At 42.1% G+C, this 20271-nt stretch carries 4 protein-coding genes; all 4 read right to left on the minus strand.

Going from position 1 to position 20271, the window contains the following annotated elements; genetic code table 11:
* The coding region (locus J4P91_RS26070) for a beta-ketoacyl synthase N-terminal-like domain-containing protein (RefSeq protein WP_207996386.1) at window positions 1-3284 on the minus strand (3284 nt) is incomplete at its 3' end.
* A 309-nt stretch (window positions 3285-3593) separates the two neighbouring features.
* Window positions 3594-7670: a beta-ketoacyl synthase N-terminal-like domain-containing protein gene (locus J4P91_RS26075; RefSeq protein WP_207996387.1), complete on the minus strand. Its 4077-nt coding sequence runs from the start codon at window positions 7668-7670 to the stop codon at window positions 3594-3596.
* Window positions 7667-15868: an SDR family NAD(P)-dependent oxidoreductase gene (locus tag J4P91_RS26080; protein ID WP_207996388.1), complete on the minus strand. Its 8202-nt coding sequence runs from the start codon at window positions 15866-15868 to the stop codon at window positions 7667-7669. The genes J4P91_RS26075 and J4P91_RS26080 overlap by 4 nt, the downstream gene beginning before the upstream one ends.
* Complete coding sequence (locus J4P91_RS29815) at window positions 15862-20232, minus strand: SDR family NAD(P)-dependent oxidoreductase (protein ID WP_374192067.1); 4371 nt, start codon at window positions 20230-20232, stop codon at window positions 15862-15864. Before J4P91_RS29815 ends, J4P91_RS26080 begins: the two co-directional genes overlap by 7 nt.
* Between the last annotated feature and the right edge of the window lie 39 nt (window positions 20233-20271).

The following is a 20271-nucleotide window of genomic DNA, read 5'->3' on the forward strand; positions in this document are numbered from 1 at the left end:
TCTAGAGCGAAAGGATAGGTAGGCAGTGGCACCCGGCTATATTGCCCATCCGCAAACAAATCTGAATAATTCAATTCGTATCCCTGAACAAACAAATCCGCCACCGTTGCAAGATTTTCCATATACTCTGTATCGGACAATTGGCACTGACGAATACATTGATTTCCCAACTGCTTAAAGGTCATCTTTTCTCTTTGTTCTTGATTTTCCCCGACATAAATGCCGTCTAGACATCCCTCCTGAACCCAGGATAATAAAGCTTGTCGGGCAGCTATTAAATCTGGAGCCACACAGGCAAGACGGTATTTAAAGTGTTGACGGCCAAATAAAAGGGTATAGCTGATATTACCACAATCTGTAGCCACTGGTTGCTCACAATAAGTGATAAATTGCTCTACCTGTTTATATAAACGCTCCTCAGTGCGAGCGGATAGGACAAAAAGATAAGTTGGCTTCTCTGGGTGCTTCCGAATCATCTCAGGTGCCTCTTCAATTACCATATGTGCATTGGTACCCGTAGCTCCAAAGGAACTAAGAGCGGCACGCCGTTTACCTCCTGGTTTGACCTCCCATTCTTTTAACTCAGTATTCACAAAAAATGGACTGTCCTTTAATTGAATATTGGTATTCTCTTTCTCAAAGTTAAGTGATGGTGGTATTTGCTTATGTGATAATGACAATAGAATTTTAATTAGACCTGATATCCCTGCAGCTAACTGTGTATGACCAATATTGGTCTTAATGGAACCAAGAGCACAATAACCTTTTTGATCCGTATAGGAACGGAATGATCGGTTTAAGGCATGAAACTCAATAGGATCCCCTAATTTAGTCCCTGTGCCATGCGCCTCTACCATCTGAATTTCTTCCGGATTAATATCAAATTTTTCATAAATCCCCTCTTCCAATTGCTGCTGTGATCGTAGACTAGGTGCCGTAATCCCATTCGTCGTACCATCTTGATTAATACCTGAACCTCGAATGACACCATAAATATGATCTCCATCCCGAATGGCATCATCGAGACGCTTGAGCACTACCGCTCCCACCGCCTCACCCGGCACCATCCCATCAGCACGGTCATCAAAAGTAAAACATCTCCCCTCTCGCGATAGCATTCCTGCCTTATCTGCTAAAAGATGATACTGAGGTGTATTATTAATATAAACACCACCTGCCAGCGCCATCTCCGTTTCCCCTGACCATAAACTTTGGCAGGACATATGTAGTGCTACCAAGGAGCTGGAACATGCTGTATCAACAGCAACCGCTGGCCCTTTTAGGTTTAATAAATAGGCGATTCGGGCAGGTATCGCTGAATTTAAAGCTCCCCACAGAGCTTGCGGCGGAGGTGAGTCCATAAATAAGGAAGTATAATCTCCGCCACCACAGCCAACATAAACACCACAGCGACTTCCTTTAGCACTTTCGCCAACATATCCAGCATTTTCCATCGCTTTCCAGGCCTCTTGCAGAAACAGCCGTTGTTGCGGATCCATATAGGTAGCTTCCATGCCTGAGATATTAAAAAAAAGCGGATCAAACTGGTCAATATCCTCCAAATAGGCTCCATAATTACAATATGCTTCACCCTCTGCATGATATTGAGATAAATCCCAACGTGTCACCTTGCCCACCAAATTTTCACCTTTAATAAGCTGTTGCCATAAAACATCCACCGTCGGAGCTTTTGGAAAACGACCACTCATCCCAATAATGGCAATTGGCACTTTACTATTAGATGCTTGATCCAACTGGCTAGTTGGAATTGTTACTTGTTTGACATAACCGTTTGTCTTGATTTTAAGAGTAGGAGGATAAGTGACCACCTGTTCTGTATGCTTATGATTTTCTTGGGATTGATCCACTACAACCTTTGCGGCAATTTCCTCTTTATAATTTGACGTAATATAATCTGTTAATAGCTTAACTGAGGTATAGTCAAACAAATCTGTCGTCTGTAATTCGATCCCCAAGGCCTCATTCAGCGATTGGATGAGGCGTACACCAATAATGGAATCAACACCGTACTCTGCAAAAGATAGGTTTTTATCTACCTTTTCCTTATTCATTTTGAGAGCATCAACCACCTGCTTCAGAACTACATCGGCAATATACTCTTCCACCCCTGTGGTAGATAGTGAGCTTGATGACATAACCTTTTTCTTTCCCTGCTGTTTCTTTTTCTGCAAAGATTCAACCGGCGCTTTCGCTAAACTGATCACACCGTCACTTTCCGCAGCAATAATTTGTTGTCCTAAATTATGGGACATTTGGGCAGGGAATAAAACAGAACAAAATCCTTCCTCTTCCAATACTTTTTTCCAAGTATCAGGATACAAACCCGGACAGCCAGGAATGCGTATACTAGCATCATCGTACAACCACCAGCCATCAGTAAGACCAAAGGTTAAATGCGTAAAGAGGGAGAGCTGACTTATTTCGTTGATTAATAGCAAACCATTTTTACGCAATAGGGATTTTGCATTTGCAAGGGTACTCTTTATATCTCGAGTGGCATGAAGTACATTTGCCGCCACTACTATATCATAAATTCCCAGCTGAAAATCCTGTTGTTCAATAGGCAACTCTATATTAAGCGTGTGGTAGGTTATATACGGATAATCAGTAGAAAAAGCTTTTTCCGCAGAAAACAAAAAAGCCTTGGAAATATCCGTGTAGCAATACTCTCCAATCACATCCTGGTAGGGAGCTAATTTTTCAAAGATACCCACACTGGTACCGCCAGTTCCTGCCCCAATTTCCAATATATTTATTTTGACGTTTGGATATTGTTGGCGTAATAAATCACAATAGTTTACTAGCATGGTCGCCAGAACCTCATTAAAATAGTCGACCACGACATTGTTTCTATAGATCCCTTCAACCAAATCAAAGGAAGATCTTGGAAACATAATATCCGTTGCCAGTTTCCTTCCTGTAAGGATGTCTGGCAACGAGCGAATCATCGTCTCGACTAAAACCACCTGTGCTCTTGTATTAGCTTCCGCTAACCAAGACTGCTTTTGTTCATCCCATTCTTTCCAAACAATATCTATCGAGCGTGGAGTAGGATCAATTACAACGCCCATTTGACCATTCCAAGTTAGATACTTACTCTCAGCTAAAAAGCCGATACTCACTTCTAGCCACCGCTTATAATTTTCACGCAATCCATGCTGTTCCGCTAAATCTGTTATATCAAAATGTTTATTTGTAAATAGACCCATGGACTGCAACTGTCGCCAGAGCAGTTCACAAAACAGCTGTTCCAACTCTACCATATCCAATCCTCCTGACTTATGAAAAAATCACATCATTGACGATTAGCGTGCTCTCTTCATATCGCTTGACCCTAACCCTCACCATATTAAAAATGGTTGGGTGCCTCAACAATTATACAAATATATATAAATTTAGGAGCATGTATTGACTATGTAGCAATACATGCCTGCATATCTACCGCCTCAAAACTATGATTATTTGAGTATCGATAGACATTCTACATTCCTCGTTTGACGTCTCTTTCTGGGTAACTGATTGAAATCCTGGTGATTTAATATCAACCTCTCGTATTCTCACTGTGTCTCCTTCTACCTTTTTGGCGTATCAATCTGAGCAATAACCGGCGAAGGAATATTTGGTAATAAACGCTGTAATTTATCCATTTGTGATTCATAGGTTGAAGATACCATCATCACCTCATCACCAATCGATAAGACATCCGTCTCCTTCACATGATAGCCATCTTTATTTACCCAATGAATACCGGTCATACGCATACAGACACTTCCATCCGCTGCACAAACCTCTATATCCCATTTCCCTTGTTGGTCGTTTGGCGCGATTACAACCCAGGCAGCCCTATCCACATGAAAATATTCAATGGTTTCACTCTGCCAGAAAAATGGCTTATCTTGATAATCTGCAACTCCTAAAATAGCCCAAGCAACTTGTAAAGACGCATTTAGCAGAATAGGATGTGTGATCAAATGTTCTTGCAACTGTTTAGCCTCTTGAGGTAGACGAGTTTTTAGCACCAACTGATTCGCTCTCTGATACACCTTTTCTATAACTTGATAGCCTGGGCCAAATACCATTCCCACGGAACCTAACAACTCCTCTAAGTCTTTGTCCATTTCCTGGCTATTGGCGATCAATGATTGAATATCTATAGTTGGCGACTCCAGTGGTAAACGGATAAATGCCTCCCCTTGACAAATAGGTTCCGCTGATTTGGTGTCACTGGATATCACAAAATGAATACTACCTTTTTCATCCATAAATAATCGCAATTGAACCTCGAGTGGGGAGTTGTTAATCAAAAATGGATCAAGACAGACCATCTTGTTTAGCATCACTTGTGTTATTTCAGTTATTTCCTCTCCACCTGCATGAAGGATAGCCTTATAGACCATTTCAATAAAAGCAGTAACAGGTAAAGTTGGTTGTCCCTTGACCATATACTCCATTAGAAGCGGCTCTCTTCCTGTAAAACGCGAGCTAAATCGCACCCCAGAAAAATCCGAAATATTTTGGTGCAGTAATGGATGAAGAGATGTAGTCTTCTCGGTATCATAAGGGACATTTGGAATCCAGAAAGGCTCTCGTGTAAATGGATACGTTGGTAAACTTAAGCGAAGGAGCGGCTGATCTGATGAATAAAAACTATGCCAATCCACATCCATACCGCTAACCCATAAACGAGCAATATGATTGAGTTTGCCCTTTTGCCGCCATTTTTGTATCACATCTTGTCCATCTTCATCCTCGGTTAACAGTGCGAGCAACTCATCTTTTTGTTGAATACGCCCTCGATAAATCCCCGGCTTTTTGTCTTCACCCGATAAAAAGCTTTCCAGCTTCTGCTTAAAGCTATCAAGATCCTTTACAATGAAAGCCACCCGTTCCTCCAATGGCACCCTACCAACTTGAAGCGTATAGGCTAAATCTTCCATATTTAGACGTTCATCATCCTTTTGCTGATCGAGGTAGTCCAGCAATTTCTGCCCATAAGCCATAAGGCGTTCTTCACTTTTAGCAGAAAGTGGCACCAACACTTTCTGCTGTGATACCTTCTGTTGTATAGGGATGCGACTTTCTTCCATAATGATATGCACATTGGTGCCTGTTGCACCAAAAGAGCTTAGTCCTGCCCTGCGCGGCAATGTAATTGTTTCATCTCCTTGCGTGATAGTGGGTTGCTTCCAACCTTCTGTTTGTTGTTGTACATAAAAAGGAGATTCGTCAAATTGAATATAGGGGTTGAGTTCTTCAGAATGCAATGAGGGCACCAACGTTTTATGATAAAGTTGCAATGCATTCTTAATTAAACCACTAATACCAGCTGCTGATTCTGCATGACCTATGTTCGATTTAACCGATCCAATTGCACAATACTGCTTTTCCGATGTGTATTGTCGATAAGCTCTGATTAACCCTTGAATTTCAATAGGATCACCTAATGAGGTGCCTGTTCCATGCGCTTCTACATAACTGATAGTTCGTGGATCAATCTTGGCCTCAGTAAGGCAGGAGGCGATCAAATCCCCTTGTGCCACTGGATTAGGCACTGTAATACCACTAGCTCTCCCTCCATGATTTATAGCGCTTCCCTTAATAACAGCATAAATATTGTCCTTATCTTGTATTGCTTTGGATAAAGGCTTTAACAACACCACACCAATTCCGTCACTGGACACATACCCATCCCCACCCTTTCCAAAGGAATGGCAATAACCATCTGAGGCATGCATATTTGCCATTCCGTAGGTTAGGTATTTATTGGGATGAAGAGATAAGTTTACTCCTCCAGCTAAAGCAACATCACTTTCTCCTTTACGAATGCTGTCGATCGCCAGATGGACTGAGACCAGTGAGGAAGAACAGACTGTATCAATGGCCATGCTAGGGCCACTAAAATTACAAAAATATGAAACCCGATTAGCAATCGGCGCATAATTAAGTGAAAGTGGTATAGGTATCCCCTTCGCTGCCGCTTCCGCCCCAATCAGGGTATAATCTTTGTGCATCACGCCTACAAACACCCCAACAGGACGCGACTGATTATCGCCCGAATTGGTGGTCAATGTTTGCGGAACATATCCCGCATCTTCTATACACTCCCAACACACCTCCAAAAATAAACGTTCCTGAGGGTCAAGGATTTCTGCTTCCCGCGGGGTAATGCCAAAGAAATACGGATCGAAACAAGCGACATCATCAATAAAGCCGCCCCATCGAGAAATAGGCTTTCCCGATGGGGAAGTAAGATGGCTAAATTGCTTCCAGTCCCAGCGAGATGGTGGTACCTCTGTAATGCAATCTTTTCCATCTACTAAATTACTCCAAAACTCCGCAATATTAGCGGCACCTGGGAAGCGCCCCGCCATACCAACGATCGCAATATCTCCATCCAGTTCCTGATCAGTTACCTTTTGGGCCGCTTTAGTTAACAGTTTAGGATCATCAACTTTCCTCCCCTTTACTTCTCTTTCGTCTTCTACTTCCTCCCAACCAAGCGGCAAAGTAACATGTTCAGCAAGATAACGTGCCAACTCTCGGATCGTTGTATACTCAAATAATAAAGTAGGGCTGAGCGCCACCCCCAACTCAGACTCTACTTCTTGCATGACAGCTAATAGCTGAGAAGACTGCAATCCAAGCTCAAAATAGCCCTTATCTGGGCGAACTTCTGACATCGATATATGCATATGACGAGCAAAAATATCCTGCAACAAATGCTTAAATGTCGCTTCTCTCCCATTCGCTTCTGGCTGTTGTTCAGGTTGATCTGTTGCTGCTATCTCCTCTTTTGTTTTAAGGGATGGTCGAATCCGTTCTTGTAAAGCATCATTAATTTGCCCTTTTTCCCTTATTTTTTTACTGGTAATCCCCAGAAGTTGTCCAATCTGTTTTCCCTCCTCATTATAAAAAAACATATCCAGGCTACAAATATCATTTACCTTTTTCACCGAGGAAGCAAGCGCCCTTACATATCCTTGTGTCTGTAAAGGTTCTATGCAATAAAATGAGGAATAATGTAAAGGCAGAAAGAGGTCATCCCCCTGACCCGACTGTTTCCAAAGCGCTCCTGCTGCCATGGCCGAACCATCAATTAAAGCGGGATGAAACAAATACCGATCAGCCTCATACCTATGAGCCTCATTCACCTCAATAGCAATAAGGATTCCATTATCATCCTCATAGACATCACCTTGTGCTTTAATAGCTCCTCCATGGACTAGTCCCTGTCCACACGCTTGTTCATACACTTTATCTAAATTAAAATGATTGATGGCAGCTTTTTGAAGCCCTTTCAGATCAATATTCTCCTTAAAGTCGACCGTTTCAGGATGTAACTCCACCGTAATATACACTACATTATCTTGTTCGTTTTGATATTCACTTTCCACACGTATTTGCCAATAACAGTCCGTTTCCTCAAAAGTAATCGCCAGCGGAACAGGCCTATCAGCGCTAACTGTTAAGGGATTTAAGATGGATAAACGCTTTAACATGTAATCTCTATACCCCAAACCTAACCGGCCTGCCAATTGATACAAGAGATCAATATAGGCAAGACCAGGGAGCAATGGCTGCTCATATACCGTATGATTCTGTATGATGGAATGGTCCATCGTTAACGTTAGACGAAACACTTTTTTCATCGAATCTCCCCCCAAACATTCCCTGCAAGTTGCACATCATCCTGCTTAACTTCGTCCATACAAGTTATTCCCGTGATCTGTCTATTCTGTAAAACCGGAGGCGCTTTTGGCGAAAGCGAACTACTCTTGTTAGGAGTAAAAGATTCAATAATGACATGATAGTTAGTTCCCCCATCTGGAAATGAACTTAAAGCAGCTGTCCGTTTTAAATTAGCTGACGTTGACCAGGTCACTGATTCTCGGTTAAACTGAATGCGCGATCGAGCAAAATCATAGTGATCAAAAGGATTCTTAGCAGAAAGGAAAGGTGGAATTTCCCCATGATAAACACTTAAAAGACAACGAATAAAACTAGCCATTCCAGATGCCAAAAGCAAATGACCAATATGCGGTTTTGTAGCTCCTAGATAGACTTTTCCCAATTCCTGATCGGTAAGATTATAAGCTTCTGATAAGGCCTTGATTTCAATAGAATCCATGATAGGTGTTCCACCTCCATTCATCTCAATATATCCAATATCCCCCGGTCTCTTACCACTTAATTCCAACGCTTCTCTCATCACCTGTTTCTGAGCTTGTAAACTAGGAGAGCCTGGCCCAAGTGTACGACCGTCATTATTGACGGCAATACCTTTAACTACCCCATAAATGTGATTGCCATCTCGGATAGCATCCGATAACCTCTTAACCATTACTACACCAACGCCTTCTCCCAAGATCTCCCCAGTCGACTGTTTGTCCAAAATCTCAAACCTACCATTTTCACTTAAGATATTTCGAGCTGCAAAGACATCATGGGCTATTGAACTTAACAATAAGCTGACAGCTCCAACCAACGCCATATCAATTCGTCCAGCACGCAAAGCATCTACTGCCATAAGTAAACTAGTCATACCTGAGGAACAGGCAGTATCCATAACCTGACTTGGTCCTCTAAAATCAAAAAACTTAGATATATTGGCGGCGAGATAGTTTTGACCTATTCCCAAAATAGGATTGGCAGATTGTAAAACTTGATCCACTGGCGCTACTGTTTGTGAGCGTCCACCAACGTAGACGCCTACCGCTTTTCCACGCAAATCACGATAATCATAGCCAGCATCATAGATCACTTTAAGACTTTCTTCCAAAAGTAAGCGTGCCTGAGGATCCATTATCGCAGCATCAGCTGGACTAATGTGAAAAAAGTCAGGATCAAATTGGTCAATACCTGTAATCCATCCTCCATAATCTCGCCGTCCATCTTTAGAAATCCAACGTGTTTTCGGTACAGGGTGTATTGCACTCTTTCCTTGTTTAAGTAACTGCCAAAAGGCCTCTTTAGTTGGTGCATCTGGGAATCGCGAAGCAATACCCACAACCGCTATATCTTCTTGTTGTGGCACAAGATTGTCTGAAACAGATGGTTCTGTTGACACTTCTACCTCCTTATCTACTTTTGTTACCGATAGCGTCTGAAAAGACCCACTATGATGTTCCGCTAGATAATCAGCTAAAGCAGCAATGGTATCATGCTCCAATAATAAGGAAGGTGGTAGCGTCTGACCAATCTCTTCCTGCATAATTTGCACAATTTGGGCAATGATGATGGAATCCACCCCATATTCAGCAAAGGAAGTCTGCTCATTTGGAACTTTTGTCAACTTTAGTTCTTTTTTGAAAAGCTGCTGTAACCATTGCCTCACTCCTATGCGCTCTTCTGGAATCGTTCCTCTCTTCCTTTGTTCAGCCCCCTCTTTTCTTATTTCTGTTGGAAGTGAGGATACTGGCCCTTTTATATAGAGAAGTTGATCCAATGTAAAGCTTACAGGATCAATAACAGACGGCATACATACTGACTCATTAAGTTGCTGTGCCATCTCCATCATGTGTAAACCATCCGCAGTAGTATGGGATTGCAACCCGGACATCACGTAGGCTAGGGTTTCCATACCACCTGCAGCCATACCTGTTTCTTTCCATGCTGGCCACTGGATGGACTGAAAACAGTTCTGTCCTTTGCCGACTTGATAAGCAGCATAAAAGTCCATATAGGCATTGGCCATTGCATAATCACTCTGACCCACTGCTAGATAAGGAACGCCACTGGCGACTGATGAAAAAAGTAAGAAAAACGCTAACGGTTGTTCTCCCAATGCTTGGTGCAGATTAGTTAATCCTGCTATTTTGGGCTCGAAAACTGCCTGCATTTCCTGAATTGTTTTTTTAATGAAGGAAGGATTTTCTCCTTTTACACCTGCACAATGAAATACACCGGTTATAGGGCCCATCTGTTGATGAATTTTGTTTACCATCAGCCTTAAACCTTCAGAATCCGTTAATGGAGTATGATCATAATGCACCTGAACACCTTGATCTATAAGAGATTTTATATGACGAATCTTATGGGCACGGCGACTGTTCGCCTCCTTTGCAAGGACTTCAGGCCACATCGACTGATCTGGCAAAACCTCTCGCCCCATAATCACAAGATGTTTAACACCTTGACTTACAACTCGTTCCGCAATTTTTGCTCCAATCCCTCTAGAGCCTCCAGTGATTAAAATCACATCTTCTTCCTTAAAAGCTGCTATAGCCAGTTCTTCTGGTTTTTCTACTTCCATCATTTCAGGCACAAAGCGTTGGCCCTGGCGATAACAATACTCAGTTATCCCCGTCTTTTGATAGAATATCTCCTTCACTTGTTCCCAAAGACGATGTGGTTCATCAGGAGTACAATCACTATCCATGGTAATAAATGATACTTGCTTATATTCGGCTCCCAACATTCGATATAACCCAGCAAGACGGGCTCCCTGCAAGGTCGGTTGCTTCATATTCCAAGACTGAAGACCATAAGTGACTTGCATCACCTTCCAATTAGATTGTCGATGGTGAGCAATCAGATTTTGTAAAAAGGTTATTTTTCCCCATTCAATCCGAGTATCTTGTTCATAAGCTTCATCATAAGCTGTTAGATCAATCATTCCTTGGAAGGAGGTTTCTCCAATTATCTCCTTGAGTTGTTGATAGAGTGCCTCCCCTGCCTCCTGACTATAAAAATCAGCTGCCACTCCGTGATTTTCCACTCCACCATGTATAACTGGGATAATATGCAAATCACGATTCTCCAACATAGGCTTAATCATCTGAAAAGTTGAAGAAGTAATAAGAACAATTAAATTTCCTGTCAATGGTTTACTTTCTTCTTGAACGAGGTCTAGACACCATGTTTTACATAAAATCTTTTTCTCTATTATAAATTTTTCATTCACAGCCTGCGCTTCCTCCGCTCCCTTAACCCAGTAACGCTCCTTTGCAAAGGGATAAGTAGGAAGGCTAATACGTTTTGGTCTTTTTGAGGCATATAGCTTTTCCCAGTCAACAGGCATTCCATGCACCCACATGTCAACTAACTTTTGGTATTTACCTTTGTGCCACCAATGAGATAATGTTTCATGAAAATCATCATCTCCCTGTAAGGTGGTAATCGGTCCCTTTTGCTTGATGACCTGCCCTTTGTACAAGCCACTAATCCCCTGTTTTCCATCTAAATAATCCTTTAGTTTCTCACTGAGATCCTGAATGGACGTTACCAACAGACCTAATCGTTCTTCCATCGCATCGCGCCCAACTTGCAATGTATATGCCAAATCAGATAAAACCGCATCACTATATTTCCCTTTACAAATATTCAACCATAAGTTTTGGACCTGCTCTTTTAACCGGCTCTCATCTTTCGCTGATAAGAGGATCACAACTGGTACGGAAGGTAAAACACAACTATCAGTAGATGCAGCATTAGGTGGGATATACTCTTCAATCACCACATGTGCATTAACGCCGCCAAAACCAAAAGAACTAACACCAGCACGGCGTGGGAGATCGTTACCCTCTTGATCTTTAATGGCTGCCCATTCTTGGTTACTCTGCACTATATAGAAAGGGCTATCTTCTAGTTGAATATAAGGATTTAGCACATCTGAATATAGGCTTTTAACAAGTTTTTTATGTTTAAGTTGCAACAATAATTTAATCACACCAGCAATTCCTGCTGCCAGTTCTAAATGCCCAATATTCGATTTAACAGACCCCAATCCACAATGTGTACCTTTCAATGTTGGCTCACCTGTCGCTGCGTACAGATTGGCAAACGCAGCCTTTAAGCCATTGATCTCAATAGGATCACCAAGTTCGGTTCCTGTACCATGTGCTTCTATATAGGTGACTGTTCGAGGATCGATGTCCGCTTTTTGATAGGCATTAATCAGCAGATCCCTTTGTGCCTTAGGATTAGGAGCTGTCAATGAGTTGGCACGTCCACCATGATTGACAGCTGTCCCTTTAATGACTCCATAAATGTGATCTCCTGCACGCTCAGCATCTTCCAGTTTCTTAAGAAAAATCATGCCGATTCCTTCCCCACGTGCATAGCCATTTGCTTTGTCTGAGAAAGTTTTACATCGACCATCTTCTGACAACATATTGGCCTTGCTAAAACTAATATGCAATTCTGGCGTCAAAATAAGATTGACTCCCCCTGCAATTGCTGCATCACAATACCCGTTTTGAATAGCATTTACGGCACGATCAATTGCCACCAACGAACTGGAACAAGCCGTATCGATTGGTTCACTTGGTCCATGAACATTAAGAAAATAGCTCATACGATTAGGTCCCATAGCTGCTGCCATACCAGTAGCTGAATAGCCCTCCAGCGCTGAATCTGCCTTTTTAATCACACTGCCATATCCACTATATCCCATTCCCACAAAAATGCCTGTCTTTGTATCAGAAAGGCGCTTTGGTGCATATCCTGCATCCTCAATAGCCTTCCAAGCATACATCATAAGCAGACGTTGTTGTGGATCCATTAACTCAGCTTGACGTGGGGAAATACCAAAGAACAGCGGATCAAACTGATCAACCCTGTCAATAAAAGCACCCCATTTTACATTGGTTTTATTCATCTCTTTGGCAGGATCACCGGCATATTCCCGCCAATCCCAGCGATCTCTTGGGATTTCTGTTATACAATCCTTGCCTTTTACAAGATTTTCCCAGAAGTCATCTAAATCTTTTCCCCCTGGAAAGATTCCACTCATTCCAACAATAGCGATATCGTTGTTTTCTTGTCGTTGTCTAGTTGGAGACTTCGCTGCTATCCGCTCCTCAAATTTTTCTGGAGAAGAGCGAAGTGGAGGATTCGCCACCTGTTCAGTCACTACTGGCAAAGGCTGTGGCTCAGTAATTTTCACTTGCTCAAAATGTTTTTTTAAAACAGCGTAATACGTTTGACTCAAATAGCCTGCCAAATCATACAACGTATTGTGCTCAAAGAAAATGGTAGGCATTAATTCCAGCTGAAAAAACTGGTTTAACTCATTTGCCAATTCTGAAAAAGTAATGGAGTCAAATCCATATTCATCAAGGCTCGTATGCGCATCTAACTCATCCATCTCAACATGGATCAATTGAGAAACCATATCAAACAGAGCTGCCTCCATACGCTCCTGCAGATTAATGGAAACCTGCGCTTTACTAACAGATGTGTCCATTTCAACCTGAATCGTCTTCGGTTCTGTTTGAGAGATAAGCATCCGCTTCCTTATCCGATTAGCATCCCCTGCCATCACGAGTACCTGCGCTTTGTCTAAAGCGAAAGCACGATAAAAAGACTGTATACCCACTTCATTTAATAAGGGAGTCATACCTAGTTGCCCAAGCATCATCCGTTCCGTTGATGCATCGATTGTCATACCACCGTTTTTCCAATAAGGCCAATTAATGGAGAGTGTACGACCATTACGCTGTTTTTCTGCCACCAGAAGACCGCGCCAGTGCATATAGTGATCCATAAAGGCATTAGCAGCTGCATAATCTGCCTGTCCAACACTGCCCCACACTGCCGAGCCAGATGAAAAACAGAGGAAGAAATCTAACGGAATGTTTTGTGTGGCTTGATCCAAAAGGATTAAGCCTTCCACTTTAGCTGCCATCACCGCTTGAAGCTCCGCTTTAGTCTTATGACGAATTAGGCTATCCTGAACCACACCCGCACTATGAATAATCCCCTGAATAGGACCATATCGCTGTTGTATGTCGCTTATTAGTGTTTTAATGGCGTTACCATCTGTCACATCAGCACATTCGTATACCACACGGATGTTAGAAGGGACGGTCATGAGTGTTGTTTGTTGACAATTATCTAAGGAAGAGCGCCCTACAAGAATCACTGTGGCTTGTTCAACCTGATTGGCAATTTCTTTGGCAAACAATATCCCTAGACCACCTGCGCCTCCTGTAATCAGATAATTACAGCCATCTTTAAAAGGGATGGTATCAGTGGTTGCCAGGGAAGTAGCATCATCCCATCCCATAACCCATCGTTTCCCTTGTGCATAGCGGATATGCTGATCTTGACATTTCCGATTTCCCTCGAGAATACCCTCTATATCAGATAAATCATCCACTTCAATTAACTGTCCAAAGATATTTGGATGTTCCAATTGCCCCGTTTTCAGCATAGCAGCCAGCCCCTTGAGGGATCGTTGATCATCAACTGTGGGAATCACCAGCTGCAAGAATTGACGTTGCTTAGGGTGAACATGGATCATGGATTGCCATTCCTTGAGAACCTGATTTGCATAATCAATGTACCGTTCTGCAACTCCCACTTTTTCTGATTGTAACCAACGATAATCAATGTTGTGCTCCTTCACCTTAGTCATAGACGCTTGTTCAAAATCACAAAACAGCACATGACATTGCTCATAAGGTGCTTTCTCCTTCTCCTGATCAACCGGTCGTTCATACCAAATAGGAGCCAATAACAACGTATCAGCCTCCTGGGTTACCTGCCCTCGATCCATCGTTTTAAGGGAAAAACCTTTTAGTCTGGCGCATAGACGGCCCGCTTCATCACAAAGATCTATATCCAGTTTAATTACTGCATCCCCTGCTTTGCTTCCTTCACTATACTGGATGACCGACCACATACGTGGAGCACACGGTCCATAAATCACCGCTTCCTCCAAGGCAAAGGGAATACGAGGAGACGAGGCTTCCTCGGCACTAATCATCAGTCCCAATGCCGCCTGTAATGCCGAATCCATCAAACCCGGATGCCATACAAAATCATATAATGTCGCTTGCATCTCCTGAGGAAGTTCCAGCCTAGCCAGTACCTGACCATTCCCAATATATATTGCTTCAATTCCCTGATGACTTGGTCCATACATTAGCCCAACCTCTTGATAAGCTTTATATGCCTCTTGTCGAGATAAAACTTTTCTTTTACAAGCTTTTTTAAGAGACTGTATATCGAGTATGGGAGTTTCTTGTTCTTTATGGAAAACAGCGTGCCCCCGATGATAAATTACATCAACCGACTTATCATGACGCATGTCATAAACTATCTCGCCATCCTGCGAAGTCGATAAGGTGACACACATCTTTTGTGGCTCGTCCTCAACAAAGAAAGGCTTTAACCAGACCATCTTATGTAAATGGATAGTCATCTCTCCTGGTTGAAACAGTTGTTCAACTGCCGCCCGGGCCATTTCCAAATAAGCGACTCCCGGCATTATTCGCTTATTTTGCACCAGGTGATCTTTAAGAAAATATTCATTACCAGTAAAAATCGAAGTAAATTTAATATTCTGAAAATTAGATGTATTTTCTTGTAGCAATGGATGAAGAGAAACCTGCTGTATCTCTTCCATAGTTTCCTCCATGTCTTCCCACTTTTCATAATACTTCTTAATAAAGGGATAGGTCGGCAAATGGATACGCACTGGCTTTTCATAACCATAAAAAGAATCCCAATCGATATCCATACCCTCTGCCCAGGCCTGACCAACCTTTGTTAGCTTACCTTTTGCCACCCATTGCATCACCGTTTCTTTCAAGTCTTCATCGTCCTGATTCAGTAACCCAGTAGCACTTCCTCCTTTTTTATGTTGGCCTTGCCAGGTACCAGCACGAGGTTTTCCTGCGCAAAAGTCCCTTAATGCGCTAATAAGCTCACTCATGTCATTAGCTAGAAACACAACTCGTTCTTCCATCGCTTCCCGACCAGTTTGCAGCGTATAGGCCAATGATGATAGATTTATGTGATGTAATTTCCCCTCCTGCTCCTTCCGCTTTAGAAAAGTCAATAGCTTCTCAGCATATGCCTGTAAACAATCTTTTTTCCGTGCAGATAATGGAATTAACATAGGGTGCCTCCTTTCTTATACTCGTTCATCTCACTGGGCTGATACTCCTGAACCACTAGATGCACATTGGTTCCGCTATGTCCAAAAGAATTTATTGCAGCAAGTAAAGGCTTATCCTTAGAAGGAACCCATTCTACCGTTTCAGTGTTGATGTAAAAAGGAGACTGCTGCAAGGCAATTAGCGGGTTTAAGTTGTTAAAGTTAATTAATCTAGGGATCTGTCGATATGTCATTGATAACAGTACCCGTATTAAACCTATAACACCAGCAGCAGCACCAGTATGACCGATAGAAGATTTAGTACTACCGATAACACAATAATGCTCTTTTGATGTAAACCTCTTAAAAGTACGGATCAATGCATTCACCTCAATAGGATCACCCAATTTGGTACCTGTACCATGTGCTTCAACATAAGAAATATTACTAGGATGAATATCATACTTTTTATAAACATCCATTAACAACCGCTCCTGTGCCAAACCATTTGGAGCGGTAATACCATTACTAGCTCCATCCTGATTCATACCTGATCCAACAATCACACCATAAATTGGATCACCGTCTGCTTCAGCCTGACGAAGCGTTTTTAAAACAACAATTCCTACACCCTCTGATAAAATGGTACCATCTGCTTTTTCATCAAAAGTAAAGCATTTCCCCGTTGGAGATATCATATCTATACCAGATAATGCCACAAGTGAAGTAGTATCCAGTTTGGCATAAACTCCACCAGCAATAGCCATAGAAGTCTCCCCCCTATATAAACTTTCACAAGCGAGATGAATGGCTGTGCTTGAGGAAGAACAACCTGTATTCACTACCATGGCCGGTCCCATCAAGTTAAGGTAATAGGATAGGCGTGAGGCTACAATGGCGTCTGACGAACCGGTAAAGGATTCATGGTAATAATTCGCCGGTTCTGCACCAATAAACACCCCAACAGGCATTTCTGCCAGGTTTTTCGGGTTATACCCAGCATCTTCTAAAGCTTTCCAACTTTCTTGCAAGACTAGCCTTTGATGAGGACTCATGGACGCTGCCTCACGGGGTGAGATATTAAAAAAGAGAGGATCAAAGGCGTTCTTCTCCGCTAAAATCCCTCCCCACTTACAGTAGGTTTTCCCCGGCTGTTTCACCTTGTCATAATACTTTCTCTGATTTAGATAGTTGGCGGGAAGTTCATGTACCGCATCATGTCCATTTTTGAGATTTTCCCAGAAGGTGTTTACATCTGGTGCATCGGGAAACTGCCCCGACATTCCTACTACAGCGATAGCCTGCGTATTATCTTTCATCGACTTGAATTTTACTGAACTAATTTGAATAGAAGTCTCCTTTGATTGTTCTTGTCTTGAGTCTTCACCATTCTCTTTTGAATATTTTGACTTTTCAGAGTACAATTGGGTTAATATTTGTTCTTGATATACATCAGCGACATATTCCACTAGACGGTGAACTGTAATATAGTCGAATAAAATCGCACTGTTTAGATCAATTTTTAAGGCTTCGTTCAATCGGTTCACAAAGGCAACACCTAGGATGGAATCCACCCCATATTCAGAAAAGGCCACATCCTCTGAGATACGATCTTTGCTCACCTTAAGAGTGGTGGACAGTTGCTCAATCATGGTGGCTTTCACATAAGCAGCAATCTGTTTATCCGAACGATACACTTTAGTGACCTCTTGTGGCCTAGTCATGTGATCCGTAGATACTACAGGCTCTTTTGCATGTTTTACTTTTTGTACCACAGGCAGCCTAATCCAACCATCGCTTTCAGCCACAATAATTCGTTGACCATTGTTAGGGCCTTGTTCCCCTAAGATGGTTACTTGTCTAAAACCTTCCTCTTCCATTACTCTTTGCCAGGTTGTTGTGGTAATTAGTGGTGATCCCTCAATGCGCACATCTTCATCTTGAAAGAGCCACCAACCATCCAACAGACCAAACGTCACCGTGGCAAATAAATTTTTTTCCGTCATTTCATTTAAAAGTATTAACCCATGGGGTTTTAGAACCGTTTTCACTTGTTGAAGTGTGTGTCGAATAGCTTCGGTAGCATGGAGTACATTACTGGCAATGAGAATATCATAAGAACCTTCTACAATCCCTTGTGCTGACGCTTGCTGCTCCACATTCCAATTTTGAAAAGTCAAATTAGGATAAGTTGTACCATACTGTTCTTCTGCAAATAAAAGAAAAGACTTAGAAATATCTGTATAGACATAATCCACATGTTTGGAATAAGCCATAATTCGGTTTAAGACAATGGCACTCGTTCCACCAGTCCCTGCTCCCGCTTCAATAATTCGAATACGCTTTAGAGGATCCTCGGCAATTCGGTTTTGAATATAAGTCTCCACAACATCAGCTAATGTGTGATTAAAATAATCGGCGATGGAATTCCCTTTATAAATTCCTTCAACATTTTGAACAGATGAACCAGCAAAAAGCACATCTGTTGCTGAAACCTGACCAGTCAGGATATCCGGTAGCTTTCTAAGACAAGAGTCCAACAGCATTATCTGTACTTTCCAGCTTTCATTACCATAATAATCAGACAAAACATTGCCCCAATCCATCCAAATCGTTTCCATTGACTTTGCATCCGCAACTGTTGTCACATGATCCGCCTTGTAATGAATATACCCATGCTCTGCCAATATACGTAAACACTCCTCCAGCCAGCGCTGGTATTTTATCGCTATACCACTGTTGTTGATCATATCCATAATACTGATCGTTATACCTTTTGGTGGGAGACCGAGACGGCTCAACTGTACAAATAGTAGATCTACTACTCTCGATTCCATTTGAGCTATCAATCTGTTTTCCTCTTCATTTTCCCTTTTATAAACTCTATCCGACCACTTCGAAGATAATGAACGGAGCATAGTTTTTGTCGTCGGAGGATAAATATTTACGCACCCAGGTTTAACCTTCATCATTTCCTTTAAGGCAGGTGTCGGCCTTAAACATAGAGTTTGTTCAAGTAGACCTTTTGTTAGAAGCTCTACACTATAGACAAAGCAATCAAAGCCTTCCCTGTCTTCCAATGCGCTAGTGCGACTTTCTAAAAATGTATCTGCTACTGATGACTGCCAAAACCCCCAATTAATTGAACCTACCGGAAAGTTTGAGCGATTTTTTAAGCTGCGCACCCAGGCATCTGAAAAAGTCACCCCTGCAGCATAAGCTGAAAATTGAGAAGCACCTGAGAAGGCATAGGCTTGTCCAGAAGAAAAATAAAGCATAAAATCCAAATCCTCATTTGCAAAAGCCGAATAAAAAGATAAACCTCCTACTGTTTTTACATTAAGAATATCCAAAAACTCTGCTTCTGTCGTTTGACGAATGGTATTTTCAAAAGAAAATACCACCCCTGAAAAGATGGCACCATGAATAACTTTATACTGTGTTTTTACCCATTGTACTGCCCACTTCATCTGTTCCTCATCCGTTACATCCGCCTGAATATACGAAAGCGAACCAGAATTACCTTGAAAAGCCGCCAACTTCGCCTGGATTGTCTCATCTTTCTCTGATGTTCGACCAATCCAAATCACCTGAGCCCCAAAGTCAGCCATTAGATATCTGGTGATAATTCGACCGACAGTACCGCTTCCCCCAACGATTACATATACCCCTTTATCCCTAATTCCTTCTGTTTTCAGTTGCATCACATTATCCATTTCATAAAAGACCTGTTGATAACGTCGTCCCTGCTTTAGCTTAATCACTTCACCACGATGAGATGGTGGTTCACTGACAACTTTTTTTATAAAATCTGCTCTCACCGCTTGGATATCATGAAAAGAAAGGTCCAAATTACGTATTCGTAACCGATGTTCCCCCTGTGCCGCTGCATAGACGAGTCCCGTAACGCCCCCACCATAGGGATTGACAGGGTGTTCGCTCAACGTATAGTTATCCAAAGTCAAAATATAGCAATCAATTGGCTTCTCCGTAGGTTGACTATCGTTTAATCCTTTCAATAGACGTAACAGCGGCATCTCATTACGCATTTGGCTTTGTTTTATATCTTTAGGATGAAATGAATGATCCATCGGTGCATGCTCCGCTAGAAAATATAGGGCGTCAATTGCCGCACAATCAGACAGACAGCGATCAAAAGCAGTTTCATCATTAATATCACATTCCCATTGATCCGTGGCACATCGCCGGGTGGTGGTACCCAGACAAATTTGTACGATACGTGGTATTGAAGATCCCGTATGATAATAATCAATTATTGCATCTTTTAATGCATTTGCTGATTTTTCATAGATGATAACAACCTGCTGATGATGTTGTTGTTCATTGGGTACTGCTTGAACCTCTTCCCATACCGGCAAATACATACATCCTTCCACAGAAGAGGACTGATACTCTCCATTCGC

It is taken from the genome of Bacillus sp. XF8 (assembly GCF_017498755.1).
Taxonomy (GTDB): domain Bacteria; phylum Bacillota; class Bacilli; order Bacillales; family Bacillaceae_G; genus Bacillus_A; species Bacillus_A bingmayongensis.

What these genes read in the sequence shown, in the direction of transcription:
- J4P91_RS26080 (WP_207996388.1), bottom strand. Translation starts at nt 15,868, where the DNA reads ATGTTAATTCCATTATCTGCACGGAAAAAAGATTGTTTACAGGCATAT.
- J4P91_RS26075 (WP_207996387.1), bottom strand. Translation starts at nt 7,670, where the DNA reads ATGAAAAAAGTGTTTCGTCTAACGTTAACGATGGACCATTCCATCATA.
- J4P91_RS29815 (WP_374192067.1), bottom strand. Translation starts at nt 20,232, where the DNA reads ATGTATTTGCCGGTATGGGAAGAGGTTCAAGCAGTACCCAATGAACAA.